General features: G+C 36.3%; 13 protein-coding genes. 1 reads left to right on the top strand and 12 read right to left on the bottom strand.

What is annotated here, in order from left to right; translation table 11 throughout:
- Positions 1 to 5: 5 nt before the first annotated feature.
- The 12 genes from HMPREF2818_RS04435 to HMPREF2818_RS04380 form a co-directional block, all read right to left on the bottom strand.
- Complete coding sequence (locus HMPREF2818_RS04435; protein ID WP_000008878.1) at positions 6 to 620, bottom strand: nitroreductase family protein; 615 nt, start codon at positions 618 to 620, stop codon at positions 6 to 8.
- A 132-nt stretch (positions 621 to 752) separates the two neighbouring features.
- Positions 753 to 1,178, bottom strand: a complete 426-nt coding sequence (locus HMPREF2818_RS04430; protein ID WP_000526288.1) for a MarR family winged helix-turn-helix transcriptional regulator — start codon at positions 1,176 to 1,178, stop codon at positions 753 to 755.
- Positions 1,179 to 1,304: 126 nt separating this feature from the next.
- Positions 1,305 to 5,711 (bottom strand): PolC-type DNA polymerase III, encoded by a 4,407-nt coding sequence (locus HMPREF2818_RS04425; RefSeq protein ID WP_001292137.1) that lies wholly within the window; start codon positions 5,709 to 5,711, stop codon positions 1,305 to 1,307.
- A 122-nt stretch (positions 5,712 to 5,833) separates the two neighbouring features.
- Positions 5,834 to 6,418, bottom strand: coding sequence for a glycoside hydrolase family 73 protein (locus tag HMPREF2818_RS04420; protein WP_000842268.1), 585 nt, complete (start codon positions 6,416 to 6,418; stop codon positions 5,834 to 5,836).
- 124 nt (positions 6,419 to 6,542) lie between these two features.
- Positions 6,543 to 8,396, bottom strand: coding sequence for a proline--tRNA ligase (locus HMPREF2818_RS04415; RefSeq protein ID WP_000814045.1), 1,854 nt, complete (start codon positions 8,394 to 8,396; stop codon positions 6,543 to 6,545).
- A gap of 91 nt (positions 8,397 to 8,487) precedes the next feature.
- Positions 8,488 to 9,747 (bottom strand): RIP metalloprotease RseP, encoded by a 1,260-nt coding sequence (gene rseP / locus HMPREF2818_RS04410; RefSeq protein ID WP_000900647.1) that lies wholly within the window; start codon positions 9,745 to 9,747, stop codon positions 8,488 to 8,490.
- Between the two features lie 30 nt (positions 9,748 to 9,777).
- Positions 9,778 to 10,572, bottom strand: coding sequence for a phosphatidate cytidylyltransferase (locus HMPREF2818_RS04405; RefSeq protein WP_000664686.1), 795 nt, complete (start codon positions 10,570 to 10,572; stop codon positions 9,778 to 9,780).
- Positions 10,573 to 10,586: 14 nt separating this feature from the next.
- A complete protein-coding gene (locus HMPREF2818_RS04400) occupies positions 10,587 to 11,339 on the bottom strand; it encodes an isoprenyl transferase (protein ID WP_000469562.1) in 753 nt (250 codons plus the stop codon).
- A gap of 166 nt (positions 11,340 to 11,505) precedes the next feature.
- Complete coding sequence (yajC, locus tag HMPREF2818_RS04395; RefSeq protein WP_000056607.1) at positions 11,506 to 11,847, bottom strand: preprotein translocase subunit YajC; 342 nt, start codon at positions 11,845 to 11,847, stop codon at positions 11,506 to 11,508.
- 76 nt (positions 11,848 to 11,923) lie between these two features.
- Positions 11,924 to 12,268 (bottom strand): DUF6568 family protein, encoded by a 345-nt coding sequence (locus HMPREF2818_RS04390; protein WP_000286792.1) that lies wholly within the window; start codon positions 12,266 to 12,268, stop codon positions 11,924 to 11,926.
- Positions 12,269 to 12,458: 190 nt separating this feature from the next.
- Positions 12,459 to 13,622, bottom strand: coding sequence for an NAD(P)-dependent malic enzyme (locus HMPREF2818_RS04385; protein ID WP_001293702.1), 1,164 nt, complete (start codon positions 13,620 to 13,622; stop codon positions 12,459 to 12,461).
- A 24-nt stretch (positions 13,623 to 13,646) separates the two neighbouring features.
- Positions 13,647 to 14,966, bottom strand: coding sequence for a 2-hydroxycarboxylate transporter family protein (locus tag HMPREF2818_RS04380; RefSeq protein ID WP_306341182.1), 1,320 nt, complete (start codon positions 14,964 to 14,966; stop codon positions 13,647 to 13,649).
- A 223-nt stretch (positions 14,967 to 15,189) separates the two neighbouring features.
- Here HMPREF2818_RS04380 and HMPREF2818_RS04375 point away from each other — a divergent pair, with 223 nt between their 5' ends.
- Positions 15,190 to 16,665 (top strand): cache domain-containing protein, encoded by a 1,476-nt coding sequence (locus HMPREF2818_RS04375; protein WP_046052134.1) that lies wholly within the window; start codon positions 15,190 to 15,192, stop codon positions 16,663 to 16,665.
- Position 16,666: the final 1 nt, after the last annotated feature.

Raw genomic sequence — 16,666 nt, 5'->3', positions numbered from 1 at the left:
CAGTATTATCCGATGACTTTAAAGCGGTCATCATCATTCATGAATTCTTTTTCTCCTGTTTCAGCTTCGATTGAACCAAAATTTAGTTGTCCACGAAGTTTCCAACTAGCTGGAACACCATAAACAGCTTGTACTGATGCATCAATAACTGGATTGTAATGTTGTAAATTACCACCAAGTCCAAGTTCTGCAGAAAGGGCTGTCCAAGTATTTACTGAGGCAATACCTGTTGATTGCTCAGACCAAACTGGAAAGTTATCCGCATAAAGAACGAATTGTTCTTGAAGAGATTTGACAACATCTTGATCTTCAAAGAAGAGTACTGTTCCCTTTGAAGCTCCAAAACTAGCTAATTTTTCCTTAGTTCCAGCAATAGCTGTCTCTGGAGCACCTTGTACTTTCATTGTTTCTACCAAATCATTAGCAACCAATTCATCCCAGAACTTAGTAACTTCATCATTCAATAAAATGACAACACGGGAAGTTTGACTATTAAAAGCAGATGGGGATTGGCGAACTGCCTCTTTAATAATCTCTACTATTTTCTCATCAGAAACTTCTGTATTGCGACCAAGAGCGTAAATAGAGCGACGGTTTTTTAATTCTTCCAAAAATGACATATTTTTTCTCCTTGTTCTTCAATCTCAGATATCTTACTACATTTGTTCTAGTGACATATGAATTAGATTAAAGTTATTTATTACTATGTAGTAATTATATTACCACTATATCGTAAAGTCAAAGAATGTGACTCACAAGGTTTTAAATTTTTTTAAAAGGTTAATCAAGTCTTCTTGCTCTGTTTCTGTTAAGACTGAAAAAGCATCTTCTACACGTTTAATATGCTCTGGTAGAGCTTTTTTTATCACTTCTTCTCCTTCAGTTGTTAAACTCACCAAAAAGGCTCTCTTATCATTCGGACAAGAATGGCGTAATACCCATCCCTTTTTTTCCATATTTTTAATAACAACAGTCATATTACCTGATGTAGCAAGCATATTTTCAATCAATTCTCCAATTTTCATTGTGCCTTTAGCATAGAGAACATCCAAAACTGCAAACTGAGTTGGTGTTAATTCAAATTCTTTAAATGATTCTGAGACTTTTCCGTCTATTGTTCTAAATGCTTTTCGCATGACAACCATAGATTTAACCGCTGAATTTTTAAAGTTTCCCATTTCATCTCCCAAACGTATTTTTTCTTATTTTATCACTAATTAGTTATTTCAAGCAAGAATATCATCTTTGCCCTATCAAAAGCAGCTGGCAAATAATAAGGTTGAGTAACTACTCAACCTTATTACTTAGAAGAAATCATCAAAAAGACTCAACTGATTGTCTTCTGGTAAATTTCCCAAAATACCCATCTCATCAAATTTTTCAACTAAGGTACTTGAGACTCCTCCTCGTTTACGAAGCTCTGTTTTTGATAAAAATTCACCATCTTCACGTGCCCGAACTATCTGTTTTGCAACGTTTTCTCCCAAGCCTTCCATAGCAACAAATGGAGGGATTAGCGTATCCTCTTCAATAATAAAGTCAGTCGCATGGCTACGATAAAGATCTAATTTCCCAAATTTAAAGCCACGCTCAAGCATTTCATTAACCAACTCTAATGTCGTAAAAAGATCATTTTCGACATTCGTCGCCTCATTACGCTGACGCTTCTCAGTGATATCCTTCATGCGCGCCTTAACGGCATCAAGTCCAGCACTCATTGTGCGTAATTCAAAAGCTTTGGCGCGAATAGAAAAATAAGCACAATAATAAAATATTGGATAATGTACTTTAAAGTACGCCACACGTAATGCCATTAAAACATAGGCTGCTGCATGGGCTTTAGGGAACATATACTTGATTTTTCCACACGATTCAATATACCAATCCGGGACATTATTATCACGCATTGCTTGGATATAACCATTACGCTCATCTTCTGAAATTTTCAACCATAACCCCTTACGCACGCGCTCCATGATTGTAAAGGCCATCTTTGGTTGTAGGCCAGCGTGCATTAAATAAACCATGATGTCATCACGACAACCAATAACAGTTGATAAGGTAGCAATACCTTCCTTGATTAAGTCTTGAGCATTACCTAACCAAACATCCGTACCATGTGATAGCCCTGACAGTTGCAACAATTCTGCAAATGTGGTTGGATGGGTTTCGTTCACCATACCACGAACAAAGTTCGTACCAAACTCTGGAATACCAAGCATTCCTGTAGGAGTTCCAATTTGCTCTTCTGTCACTCCTAAAACTTCCGTACCAGAAAATAACTTCATAACGTCTGGATCATCTGGAAGGATATTTGATGGATCAATTCCTGATAAATCCTGAAGTTTACGAATCATAGTAGGATCATCATGTCCTAGAATATCTAACTTCAAGACATTCTCATCAATATCATGGAAATTGAAGTGAGTTGTCTGCCAAGCAGCTGTCATATCATCTGCTGGATATTGAACCGGAGTAAAATCATAAACATCCATATAGTTAGGAATAACAACAATACCACCGGGGTGTTGACCTGTAGAACGTTTAACTCCCGCAGCACCAGTCGCTAACCGTTCGACCTCTGCATCGTTATAAAATTTATTGTAATCTCGTTCGTAACCTTTGACAAAACCAAAGGCAGTTTTTTCAGCTACGGTACCTACCGTTCCTGCACGAAAAGCATATTCTTCTCCAAAGATATCACGAACGTCTAAGTGAGCAGAAGGTTGATCATCTCCAGAGAAATTCAGATCAATATCAGGAACCTTATCTCCATCAAATCCTAAGAAAGTTTCAAACGGAATATCCTGTCCATCTTTCTTGTACAAAGTACCACATTTAGGACAATTTTTATTTGGTAAATCATAGCCTGAACCACAAGAACCATCTGTGATAAATTCAGAATGCTGACAATTTGGGCAAACATAATGAGGTGGCATTGGATTAACTTCAGTAATTCCTATCATGGTCGCTACAAAACTCGACCCAACAGACCCACGTGATCCTACTAGATAACCACGTTCATTAGAACGTTGCACCAACATTTGCGAAGCAAGATAGATAACGGCAAATCCATTACCAAGTATAGATGCTAACTCTTTTTCGATACGTAAATCAATAATATCAGGAAGAGGATTACCATATATTTCGAATGCTTTAGCATAAGTTAATTCAGCAACTCGTTCTTCAGCACGATCAACAAACGGAGTATAGAGATCCCCTTTTACAACTTCAACGTCTTCAAATCGATCTGCAAAAGTATTCGTATTGGTTACAACGATCTCATAGGCTAAATCTTTACCAAGAAAGGCAAATTCATCTAACATCTCATTTGTTGTGCGGAAATGTGCTTTTGGCAAAGGCGCTGGCTGAGCATCCTCCCCACGACCTATAGTCCTATTAATCATGGCACCTTGTCCAAGACTACGAACAATAATCTCACGGTAAATCTCATCTTCAGGCTCAATATAATGAACATTTCCCGTAGCTAAAACAGGCTTATCTAAACGCCGACCGACCTCTATTAGGTCTCTAATAATTTGTTGAATCCCCACCTCATCTTTAATTAAATCACGTACTACCAAGGGGCGATAAATAGCAGGTGGCATGACTTCAATAAAATCATAATATTTAGCTAGGGTCACTGCTGCATCAATTCCATTTGATAACAAGGCATCAAAAACTTCTCCATCAGAACAGGCAGTACCTAGCAAGAGACCTTCTCTGTGAGCATCTAAAACTGACCTAGGAATTCTTGCCACCCCTTCAAAATATTTAACATTTGAAAGGCTAACTAACTTAAATATATTTTTAAGTCCAACCTGATTTTGGACATAAATGGTTGCATGCTTTATGCGTGCCTTTTTGTAAGAGTCTTCAGCTACCAATTTAGTATTGAGCTCCATCAAATTAGTCACATCACGATTTTCCCGCGCCTCTTTTAAGAAAATAAAGAGTAAGCGACCCGTTGCTTCAGCATCGTAGTTGGCCATATGATGATGTTCCAAAGCAACTTGGAAACGTTTGGTTAGAGGCCCCAAACCATGACGCTTATATTCAGGATAAAGATTTCTTGCAAATTCTAAGGTATCAATGACCGGCTGTGTGATCAAAGGCAGATTATGACGTTCATAATTCGCATTCATAAAACCAACGTCAAAGGTTGCATTATGCGCAACTAAAACCGTACCTTGACAAAAATTCTGAAATTCCTGAAGGACTTGTAAAATAGGTTTTGAACCTCTGACATGATTATCCGTAATACCTGTCAATTCAGTTGTAAAGGCAGAAAGAGGATGACCTGGGTCAATAAACTCATCAAATTGCTCAATAATATTACCCTTGAACATTTTTGATGCTGCAATCTGAATTAGGTCATTATTAGCTGCAGAAAGACCTGTAGTTTCCACATCAAATACAACATAAGTTGCTTCGTGCAAATTCATATCAACTTCGTTGTAGGAAATAGGCACTTTATCTTCAACAATATTTGCCTCTAATCCAAAAATTGCTTTTATACCTGCTTTTTTTGCTCTGTGGTAGCCATGCGGAAAACTTTGAACATTGGCATGGTCAGTAATTGCAATAGCTGGGTGTCCCCACTTAGCTGCAGTATCAATGAGGCTCTCGACAGTTGGTAAAGCATCCATCGTTGACATATTGGTATGAGCATGAAATTCCACACGTTTTTGATCTGCTGGCATTAAGTCTTTACGTTCATGATGCACAATCTCTTTGATATCTTGAACATTCATTGTCAAAGATTTAGTAAAGTTATTGTTCTCAATATTCCCTCTGACTCGCAACCACGAACCTTTAGAAATCATATCGTACTTCTTCAATTCTTCATCATCTTTAGCCCACTTTTGCATAGCAAAACTTGAGGTATAATCAGTCATCTTAAAATTAATGATATGACGTCCAGTGCGGGTTGTTTTTCGTTCAACACTAAAAACCATTCCTTCAAAAACGATACGATTTTCTTCTGTTGTCACCTCAATCATGGGTGTAATCTCTGCTTTTTCAAAGCCAGCTTGACGTTGTTTGATACGCTCTTTGAAATCATAATTTTGAGTTGGGGTCACTTCTTCTGATGGAGGCGCTGAATCTTCTAGTGATTTTTGTGCTTCCAAGGCTTGCATAGCTTCTTGGTTAGCTTTTTCAAGCAATTGCTCGCGATTAGTTTCAAATGATGATTTTAAGTCTTGCGTCATTTGTTCATCAGAAACCATATCAATAGCAAGTTTACCAAATCCAAACAATGAAAACTGTTGTTCCAAACGCGGCAAATGATTCTGACGAAAATGATTATTATTGACAAATTGAGGTGCTGAAATAATCATCTGACTGCCATTGTAATGAACTTTTAATTGTGAAAAAGAACTCTTAAAACTTGCACTATTACACAAGGGTTCACAAAAAGCTTGTTGATAATAATCCTGTAGCAGATCATCAGAAAAATCAATAGTTTCTGCTCTTATATCAAAAGTAGCCTTTATATCTGCTTTTTCAAAACTATTCACTAAACGAGTTTGTAATTCACGATACACCTCAATTGGCAATAATTCTGGAAATGAAAAATGAAATTCCCATAAGCGTGATAGAGAATGAACCTTTACCTCGATAATATCAGCAGACGAAAAAACACTTGAATTCTTAATTTCAAGCGGCATTTCAATCTGATCCATAAGTTTCTTGAACAATTCTGACATAGTTTTCTCCTGAATATCTTACTTCCATTTTATCACATATCTGTAAATATTTCGAGATAACAAAAGGAGGCTGTTAAAAAAGGAATTTATTAGCCTTCTTAACAACACTCTCTTAACTGAAACTATTTATCATAAGCATCTAGACTGTAGGTTTCAATAATTTGGTTTAATTTACTAGCATAAGCAGTATCTGTCGCATAAAGACCTGTTAGAGCTGCAGTAGCATCCTTATAAGAAGAGGTATTTGATTTCCAAACAGATGCATACTTTTGACTAGATACTAACTCAGCATAATCATATAGTGAAGCAGAATAATTTGGATAGGCGCGAAAAGGAGCTTGGATTTGAGTCATATTGCCTTTCCCATCATCTTCTAAAGTAGGCATTTGGACAGATTTACCTTTATATTCTCCTTTGATGCCAAAGAGGTTATAATTAGGAGCCTTAGACAAATCTGATTGTCCACTGGATGATTCCAAAATAGCTTGTGCTAATAAGACTGACGCATACAAATCATAGGTCTTAGAAATTTCAATAGCTGTTGGAGAAATCGTTTGAATAAAAGTCGTCGTTTGATCCGATGCACTAGTGACTGTCGGTTCGACATTATCATTTTTATAATTATAAAACCAAACCCCACCCAAACCAAAAACCAATAGTGTTGTTGTTAACCTCAATACCAATTTATCTTTTTTTCGACTTTTCATGATGGCTCCTTTCTAAAATATCATTTCATTATAACAAAAGGCAGTTGCTTTTTACCAATAAGAACCATACTAAATTTCACTCCATATAAAAAAGTTAGCACATCAGACTAACTTTTTTATCGGCTTATTTTTTTGTTAGAATCTCTAAAGTTTCAATTAAGTTATCAGCGTGAACCTCAATCGTATCACCACTTGCTTTAATTTTCACTTCAACGATACCTTCAGAAGCTTTCTTCCCAACAGTTACTCGAATTGGAAGTCCAATTAAGTCACTGTCTGAGAATTTAGAACCAACACGTTCATTACGATCGTCTGTCAGGACTTCATAACCTTTAAGCATCAAATCAGCTTCAATTTTCTCAGTAAGGTCTTGTGACTCTTGATCTTTGACATTGACAGTAATCAAATGTACATCAAATGGGGCTAATTCTTCTGGGAAATTAATCCCCCAAGCAAAGCGATAAGCTCCTTTTGGTGTCTTATTCACAAAAAGTCGGGCATGTTGTTCAATGACAGCTGAGAGAATACGACTAACACCAATACCATAACACCCCATAACAATAGGATTTGAGCGGCCATTTTCATCAAGGATGTTCGCTCCCATACTATCTGAATAACGGGTACCTAGTTTAAAGATATGTCCAATTTCAATACCACGAGCAAATTTCAGAGTACCTTTACCGTCTGGAGAAATCTCCCCTTCTTTTACTTCACGAATATCAACGTATTCAGCTGTGAAATCACGTTCTGGATTAACTCCAGTAAAATGATAACCATCTTGGTTAGCACCAGACACAGCATTAGCAAGGTCTTGAACTTTACGATCAGCAATAATTTTAACAGAGTCAGGTAGGTTAACTGGCCCAAGAGAACCAAAACCTGCACCAAAAATCTCTTTTGCTTGCTCTTCACTTGCAGGCTCTAAGAAATCAGCCGCTAAATAATTTTTTAACTTCACATCATTGACTTGATCGTTACCAACTAGTAAAGCAACCACGGGCTGTTCATCAGCAATAAACAATAGTGTCTTGATAGTTTGATTTTCATCAATTGATAAAAATCCAGCTACCTCATCAATTGATTTGCAGTTAGGAGTTTCTACTTTTGTTACTTCTTCAAAGGTAGCAGCCTTAGTAGATGGTTTGTACTCATTCGTTGCCATCTCAAGGTTAGCAGCATAGCTTGATTCAGTAGAGTATGCAATAGTGTCCTCACCAGAAACTAGCCAAGCCGAGAGTTCTACCTTAATTTCTTCTAAAACATCCTCTGGAATATCATCAATAGAAGGAATAGTTTTATCAAGGACTAACCAACGATTTAAATCTGTACGATTGGGAGTTACTGCCATAAATTCTTGGCTATCTTTACCTCCCATAGCACCTCCGTCACCTATAATGCCTTTAAAGTCAAGTCCAGCACGTGTGAAGATGGCTTCATATGCTTTACGGTAATCTTCGTAAGTGACATCAAGGTCTTCATAATCTTTGTGGAAGCTGTATCCATCTTTCATGATAAATTCACGTGTTCGAAGAAGTCCATTACGAGGACGCTTCTCATCACGATATTTAGACTGAATTTGATAAAGGTTTAGTGGTAATTGCTTATAAGATTTTACTGCATCACGAACAAGAGTTGTGAAAGTCTCTTCATGAGTTGGTCCTAAGATAAAATCCGATTGATCACGATTCTTTAATTTATAAAGGTCTTCACCATATGTTTCGTAGCGCCCAGATTCACGCCATAAATCTGCTGTAAGAAGAGCTGGAGCTAACATTTCAACTGCACCAATCTTCTCAAATTCTTGACGCATAATTGTTTTAAATTTTTCAATAGTACGGTTAGCTAGAGGCAAATAAGCATAGATTCCAGCCGAAACTTGGCGGACATATCCTGCACGAACCATAAGAGCATGGCTGATAACCTGAGCATCACTTGGCATTTCGCGAAGTGTTGGAATAAGCATTTTACTTTGTTTCATTACAATAAGATACGACTAATCAAAGTTGATTCTTTTTCAATTGAGAATTGCAATTGAAAAATTCGTATTTCCTTTCACGTTTTATTATCTTTTAGAAGAAAGCTCGCATGATATCGTTCCAGGTCACAGCAATCATTAATACTAACATAACTGCTACCCCAGCGAGCGTAATATAAGTTTCTGTTTCTTGTTTAAGTGGTTTGCGACGAATGGCTTCTAAAATATTCATCACTATCTTACCCCCGTCAAGGGCTGGTATAGGGATGAGATTCATAATACCTAAGTTGATAGAGATTAATCCCATTAAGTTGAGAACTGTGACGAAACCATTTTTAGCAGCTTGGCTACTAGCCTGATAGAGAGCTACTGGACCTCCCAATTTATTAATACTAAAATGAGCAATAAGTTTCTTTAATTCATTTAAAATTCTAAAGAAACTTTCCCATGCTAGTTTTAATCCACCTAAAAGTTTGTCTTTAAAGCTTGTCTTTAAAGCTGGCATAATGCCGATGATGTAGGATTTATCAACTTTCTGTGGCTTAACGTTGATCGTTTTCACCACCTCTTTGCTCTTAATCTTAAGGGCAAGTTTTTGTTTTTTTTCTAAATGCCTAGTTGACTTTTCTACTGCTGCTGTCAACTGTTCCCAGTTAGAAACTTTGTGCGACCCTATTTGTAAAATACGATCATTATTTTTTAAACCTGCACTAGCGGCAGGACCATTTTCTGATACACGGACCTGATTGGTTGATAAGTCTTGAACACCTCCTTGAATAAAAGCAAGTGCAATAAAGACTACAAGACCTAAAATAAAATTATTCATCGGACCTGCAAAATTGGTAATTAAGCGCCCCCATACAGAAGCATTCTGATACTGCATATCTAAGGGAGCAATACGAATTTCAGTACCATCCTCCTCAATGATAGTAGCATCGTGATCAACACTATAGGTTTTTGTCTCACTTAAGACCAATCCTGTGATAGTTAGTTTATCTTCTAAATCATAAGCTGTTACATTGATTGGTAAAGAAGTATTGTCTAATTGTTTTCCTGATAAATTAATACGAGTTACAATGCCTTCTTTATTTAAAGTAAGGCTAGCCGGCGTCCCTGTCTTAATTTCAGTCTTATCATCACCCCAACCAGCCATACGGACATAACCACCTAGCGGTAATATACGAATAGTATAGGTTGTTCCTTCTTTATCAATGTGAGAAAAGATTTTTGGACCCATACCAATAGCAAATTCACGAACAAGAATTCCTGATTTCTTTGCAAAATAGAAATGCCCAAATTCGTGAACAACTACAATGACACCAAAAATAATAATAAAGGTTAAAATTCCTAGCATTCAATTCCTCTCTAAATACAATATATTATTTTAGAATAAGCCAAAGAAGTGCATGATTGGGAAAACAAAAATCATACTATCAAAGCGATCCAAAATCCCCCCATGACCCGGAATCAATTTACCCGAATCTTTAACACCAAAATGACGTTTAATACTACTTTCAACTAAATCTCCAAATTGACCAAAAATGCTAAAGATAGCCACTAAAACTAACATGACTAGGAAGCTATGAGGCGCATAGACGGTCTTATCAAAAAGCATAAAAAAGAAAGCTACCACAATGGCTGAAGCAATCCCTCCTAGACTCCCTTCAATTGTTTTATTTGGAGACACTGAGGGTAGTAGTTTGCGTTGTCCAAATTGACGACCAATCATATAAGCACCGATATCAGTCGCCCAGACAATAAATAAAGCTAACAACACCTTATCTATTCCAGCCATACGAGCACTGACTAGATTTTGAAAGCCAATACCCACATAAAAACTAGACGCAATTGGAAAGGCAGCATCTTCAAAACTGTAAGAATTACTGTTCAAAACAGTACCTGCCAAAATCATAAAAATAACAATACCGTATGCTGATAAACTAGCGTCAACTGGTAAAAAGGACAAATAACTATCTAAAGGAACTGTTAAAACAAAGGCTCCTATCATAGCTAATGCACCTTCAAAGGAAAATATTTCTAAACGACGCATACGAAGTAATTCAGAAACACCAATCATAGCTAAAAGTCCAACTAAAAATTGGAAAGGCAAACCACCCATTACTAAAAAAGGGATAAATATGGCAAGCGCGACAGCTCCCCAAATAACACGTTCTTTCATTTTCTCTCTTCTTTCTATACACTACCAAATCGACGATGGCGTTGATTATAATCCACAATGGCCTTATGTAGTTCGTCTTTTTTAAAATCTGGCCATAAAACGGGAGTAAAGTAAAATTCACTATAAGCTGATTGCCAAGGTAAAAAGTTACTCAAGCGTAACTCTCCACTAGTTCGGATAATCAAATCAGGGTCTCTATAAAGATAGGGTAAGCTATTTGTCATTAAATGATTTGCTACTAAATCCTCTGTAATATCGTCAGGATTCAACTTAGCTTCCAAAACATCCTGAGCAATTTCCTTAATGGCATTAGTGATTTCTGAACGTCCGCCATAATTTAGCGCAAAATTCAAGACGAGCCCCGAATTATGTTTTGTCCTCAAACAAGCGCGTTGCATTGCATCGTATGTTGCCTTAGGTAATTTATGAGTATCTCCGATGACCTGTACACGTACATTATTTTTATCTAACTCTGGTACATATTTATCAAAAAATTCAACCGGAAGGTTCATAATAAACTTAACTTCATCATCTGGACGTGACCAATTTTCTGTAGAAAAGGCATAGACAGTTAGTACTTTAACACCTAATCCTGAAGCTGCTATTGTAACTTCTTGAAGAGCATCCATCCCCGCCTTATGTCCCATAACGCGTGGTTTTAAACGTTTTTTTGCCCAACGTCCGTTACCATCCATGATAATACCAATATGTGCTGGTATTTTCTCCAAAGGCATTTCTACTTGTTTTTTTCTTTTAAATATAAACATAATGTTCCTTAATTTAGCAATCGTTTTTCTTATCAGCCCTTTTAAAAGAGCTGGAAATATCCCATACTATAACATTTTACCACATTTCAACTTATTTTTGAGTATTAAAATGCCATTTGTGACAGCAAACTAAAAAGACCAGAACAATCATCTGGTCCTACATATCTTATTCAGTTTCGATGGCTGTTTCTTTATTTTCGTCTTCATTGACTTCAATAATCTTAACATCTTCAACTGGTTCTGTTGGTGTTGCTGCCTTAGAGACAACAGATTTGATAGCTGCCAACTCAAACGTCAAATAGACACCATCAACATCTAAAACCATTCGTTGTGCTTCAGTATTAACTTCATCAACTACTCCAAAAAGACCACCAATTGTGACAATTTCATCACCTTTTTGAACAGCATTCAATTGTTTTTGACGTTCTTGTGCTTGTTTCTTTTGCTGACGTTGCATGAAGAACATCATACCAACCATAACAACAAGCATAATAATAGGTAAGCTCATTTGATTCTCCTTTCCGTGTTCTACGTAATCATTACTATAGCAGATTTATGCTATATCTGCAAGGAGATACTGTCTCTTAGCCAATAAATTCACGGATTTCTTCTTTTGTCATTTTTGAATCGCACTTCACCTTGATAGTTCCGTTTTTAACAACCATCAAACCTGGCACTGTAGGAATGTCATATTTATTTCGAAATTCTTTATTTGCAGTCCAATGATCAAAATCTTCACTATCTAAATGGAATAATTCAAATTCATCTTCATCAGCTACTTCTACAATTTTAGGAACAAAGAGGTGACAAAATGGACAAGAAATACGACCAATGAACAGTACAAAATCTTGATTTGAATCAATTTTATCTTCAATTTCGGCAGCCGTTATCAAAGTCATGGTTGCCAAAAGTTCTTCAAAAGAATACATAGTTAACCAACTTTCTAAATCTTATATTTAAAGAATAACCTATGATGGCAAAACTTGCAAGGCAAGAGTAACAACGATCCTATCAAAATCATTAACTCACTTCTCGCTTCAAACTATCCTCAAAAATGCTCACTCATATTTAAATGACTCATCAAAAAAACTGAGCATAGCTCAGTTTTTATTTTACACCTTATTTTTGTACAGCATTACTGACGCTTTTAGCAACTACATCGGCCACATCATTTTGAAAAGCATTTGGAATGATGTGAGTTGTGCTTAATTCTTCCTCCGGTATTAAACTAGCTATGCCTCTCGCTGCCGCAATTTGCATTTCAACAGTTATCGTTTTTGCTCTAGCATCTAATGCTCCTCTGAAAATACCCGGAAATGCTAAAACATTATTAATTTGATTTGGAAAATCACTACGACCAGTTCCAACTATGTAAGCTCCGGCTTTTAAGGCTTGATCTGGATAAATTTCTGGAATAGGATTCGCCATTGCAAATACAATAGGTTTATCAGCCATCTTGGAAATCCATTCTGCATGTAATGCTTCCGGAGCAGAAACACCTATAAAAACATCGGCATTCTCCAAAGCATCTTCTAAGGATCCAGATTGGAATTCTCTATTAGTCAATTTTGCAATCGCTTTGTGATGAGGGGCTAATGACTCCCGATCTTTATCGTTAATAATGCCAAATCGATCAACTACCGTTACATGTTTTGCTCCTGCTGATAGAAGCTTCCTTGTTATAGATAAGCCCGCTGAACCTCCACCATTAACAACTACTCTGATGTCTTCAATGTCTTTTTTAACTAGCTTCAAACTGTTAAACAAAGCCGCTAATACTACGATTGCTGTACCATGTTGGTCATCATGGAAAACTGGTATATCACATTCTTCAATTAGGCGTTGTTCAATTTCGAAACAACGTGGTGCTGAAATATCCTCTAAATTAATCCCTCCAAAAGTCGGCGAAATAGCTTTTACTATAGAAATAATTTCCTCTGTATCATTTGTTTTCAACACAATTGGCACAGCATCTACATTTGCAAAACGTTTAAAGAGTGCTGCTTTACCTTCCATGACTGGCATTGCTGCCTCAGGACCAATATCTCCTAATCCAAGAACAGCTGAACCATCACTCACTACGGCTACTGTATTTTTTTTAGTCGTCAACTCATATGCAAGCTCCACATCCTCTGCAATAGCTGATGATACTGACGCCACCCCTGGGGTATAGGCAATACTAAGATCCCTCTTATCTTCCACCTTAACTTTTGAAATTACTTCTAATTTTCCACCATTTTCTCTAGCTTGGTTGATAGCTAATTGACCTAAATTTTCACTCATTTTGATAACTCCTTTTGATAAATATTAGAATAACATGCGTAAAATGGCTGTCATTGTGATAACAGTAATAGCTCCTCCTAAACGCGTAGCAACTTGAGCAAATGGCATCAAGTTCATTCGGTCTGCTGTACTTAAAATGGCAACATCTCCTGTTCCTCCCATACCACTTTGACAAGCTGAAATAATACCTGCTTCAACAGGATTCATATTAAGGAATCGCGATACAAAGAATCCAACAGAAATAACTGTAAATACAACACTAATAACAACTATGAAATATTGTATGCTAAGCGTTGCCACAACATCTTTTAACGGGATATAAAGCAATCCTAGACCTGCCATTAGAGGAAATGTAAAATTACCAGAAATAAATTTATAAAGTTGCTTAGCTCCATTTTGTGTTTCTCTGGGAATAACATTAATATATTTCAAAATAGCTGCTGCAACAATCATTAATACGGGACCAGGAAATCCAGTTAATTGCTGCAACAAATGTCCAAAAATAAAGAGACTACATGCTGTTAAAACACCTCCACCCATTTTCTTAACGTCAATTGGGCCAGAATGATCAGCAATAATATCTGACATGTCCTCTCCTTTATTTAACCTTACTAATTGCCCTTGACCAGACAAGTGTGGTTTCTTTTCTCCCAAACGATTCAATAGTGCAGTACATAAAATGGCAAAGAAATTACCAATAATAGTGGCTGGGATGAGTTGAGCAACTAGTTGTTCACTAGCTACACCGGTAATTGAACTATAGCCTAACGATAATGGTAAAATACCTTCACCAATACCACCAGCTAAAACGGGTGTTACGATATAAAACAAAGTGTGTCGCCACTCTAAGCCTAAAATAACACCGACAAATGTCCCTACCATCATCGCACAAACCATTCCTAATAACATGGGGAAAATCATTCTTAGCAATCCCTGAATCAACATTTTCCGATTCATCCCTAAAATACTACCGGACACTAAACAAGCAATATAAAAATAAAGAAAGTTAGCTTGCTTCATCAACATATTTGTTGATTCTAAAACATTTTTATTAATGAGGTTGAAAAACACCAAAATAGATGGTACTAATAAAGATAAAATAGCTGGGCCACCGAAGTTTTTAAAACCAGGAATGCTAGCTCCGATAGTCCCTAAGAACCACCCCATTGTTAAGATAACTGCAAATCCTCCTAGCATATTGACTGGCAATTTTTGTAAAAAGCCTGCTAGAAGAATCAATAATGCTAAACAAACATATACTGGTAGGGGAACTGACCCTATCTTAATATGAAATAGTTTAGCCTTTAAGTCTTGCTTTTGACCTCTAGAATCCTCATTATTCACTACCTTCACGTCTGCCATGAAAGCACCTCCTTTTACTTCTTATGTACAGTTTACTTTGGGACTTAGTGATAAGGAAGTTTATTTAAGTAATTGAATTATTTCAACTTATTTAATTAATTTAAGCTGGATTCTAGTTTTTAGGCTATGTTATACTAAACTCGGAGGGTGCTGATGAAAAAAAAAACTATCTCTTTGGGCATTTCTATCATTGATTTTAGTCACTATGACCATTTGTATATTTTCTATTTTTTATTATGTCACTATACATCAGTCCTATCGTATGGTAAGGGTACAGGAAGAAAAAATCTTAAAAAATACTGGTTATGCTTTATCGAGAAATCCACAAGTTATACAAACACTCAAAGATAATCACTATGATCAAAGTCTCCAAAAACAAATGTTATTCCTTAGCAAAAAATCAAATTTAGACTATATTGTCCTTATAAATTTAAAAGGGATCCGTTTTACCCACCCTGACTCCACTAAGATTGGTAAACCATTTCAAGGGGGTGATGAACAAGCTGTTTTTAAGGGAAAAGCTATTATGTCTACTGCAGAAGGTTCTTTAGGAAAATCTTTACGATACTTAATTCCAGTATATGATCACCAAAAACAGGTTGGGGCAATTGCAGTTGGCTTAAAATTAACGACACTTGGAGACTTATCTCAAAGTAGCATAAAAGAGTTTAGTAAGCCTCTCTTGATTAGTATTTTGATTAGCTTAGTCGTCACAAGTATAATTTCTTATGGCTTAAAAAAACAACTTCACAACCTCCATCCAAGTGATATTTTTCAACATTTAGAAGAGCGCAATGCAACACTGGACCAAATTCAAGCCGCTGTATTTGTTATTGACCAGAGGCATATCATCAAAAGAAATAATCCTGCAGCTAGTTTATTATTCAAAAAAGAGGGGCAACGAGACCTATTTTCAGGTAAATTATTAGAATCTTTAATTCCTCAACTCAAGCAGGATCATTTTTCAAAAAAAACTGAACAAGTATTACATTTTCAAGGACAAGACTATTTACTATCTATCTCGCCAATTACGGTTAAAACACAAAATAGAGGCTATGTTGTCTTCTTAAGGAATGTTACTGAAACACTTTTCACTTTGGATCAATTAGCACACACTACAGCTTATGCTTCTGCGCTACAGGCCCAAACACATCAATTTATGAATCAACTTCATGTTATTTATGGACTTGCAGACATTGAATACTACGACGAGTTGAAAATTTATTTAAAAGAATTATTGGAGCCACAAAATGAATTTTTAGCACGCTTATCAATGTTAGTTAGAGAGCCTCGACTGGCTAGTTTCATTATTGGCGAAAGAGAAAAATTCGCAGAAAAACACATCAATCTATCCACAGAAATTTTAGTAGAAATCCCTACCAAGTCAACTGTTGAGGATGTTAATAACTATCTCTTGCTCCACAGATATATTAATACGAAGATACTCACGCTATTAAATTCAACGACTTTAGTTTCTTTACGTTTAAATTATCAAAATAACCTCATTGAAACAGATTATCAATGGGAGAATGAGAAGTGGTTACTCAATGACTACCATCAGTATTTCAACGACGCTTATTTTCAACAGTTACTTGTAGATTCAAGAGCTACTTATAAGATCTCTTTAAAACAAAATAAGGTTATTATAAGAACAAATATTATCTACTCAGAAGGGCCTTAGT

Source organism: Streptococcus sp. HMSC076H09 (assembly GCF_001811765.1).
GTDB classification, from domain to species: Bacteria; Bacillota; Bacilli; order Lactobacillales; family Streptococcaceae; genus Streptococcus; species Streptococcus agalactiae.
This window is presented reverse-complemented; position numbering and strand designations above follow the sequence as displayed.

What these genes read in the sequence shown, in the direction of transcription:
- HMPREF2818_RS04390 (WP_000286792.1), bottom strand. Translation starts at nt 12,268, where the DNA reads ATGTATTCTTTTGAAGAACTTTTGGCAACCATGACTTTGATAACGGCT.
- yajC (WP_000056607.1), bottom strand. Translation starts at nt 11,847, where the DNA reads ATGAGCTTACCTATTATTATGCTTGTTGTTATGGTTGGTATGATGTTC.
- HMPREF2818_RS04420 (WP_000842268.1), bottom strand. Translation starts at nt 6,418, where the DNA reads ATGAAAAGTCGAAAAAAAGATAAATTGGTATTGAGGTTAACAACAACA.
- HMPREF2818_RS04385 (WP_001293702.1), bottom strand. Translation starts at nt 13,622, where the DNA reads ATGAGTGAAAATTTAGGTCAATTAGCTATCAACCAAGCTAGAGAAAAT.
- HMPREF2818_RS04415 (WP_000814045.1), bottom strand. Translation starts at nt 8,396, where the DNA reads ATGAAACAAAGTAAAATGCTTATTCCAACACTTCGCGAAATGCCAAGT.
- HMPREF2818_RS04375 (WP_046052134.1), top strand. Translation starts at nt 15,190, where the DNA reads ATGACCATTTGTATATTTTCTATTTTTTATTATGTCACTATACATCAG.
- HMPREF2818_RS04405 (WP_000664686.1), bottom strand. Translation starts at nt 10,572, where the DNA reads ATGAAAGAACGTGTTATTTGGGGAGCTGTCGCGCTTGCCATATTTATC.
- HMPREF2818_RS04400 (WP_000469562.1), bottom strand. Translation starts at nt 11,339, where the DNA reads ATGTTTATATTTAAAAGAAAAAAACAAGTAGAAATGCCTTTGGAGAAA.
- HMPREF2818_RS04425 (WP_001292137.1), bottom strand. Translation starts at nt 5,711, where the DNA reads ATGTCAGAATTGTTCAAGAAACTTATGGATCAGATTGAAATGCCGCTT.
- HMPREF2818_RS04430 (WP_000526288.1), bottom strand. Translation starts at nt 1,178, where the DNA reads ATGGGAAACTTTAAAAATTCAGCGGTTAAATCTATGGTTGTCATGCGA.
- rseP (WP_000900647.1), bottom strand. Translation starts at nt 9,747, where the DNA reads ATGCTAGGAATTTTAACCTTTATTATTATTTTTGGTGTCATTGTAGTT.
- HMPREF2818_RS04435 (WP_000008878.1), bottom strand. Translation starts at nt 620, where the DNA reads ATGTCATTTTTGGAAGAATTAAAAAACCGTCGCTCTATTTACGCTCTT.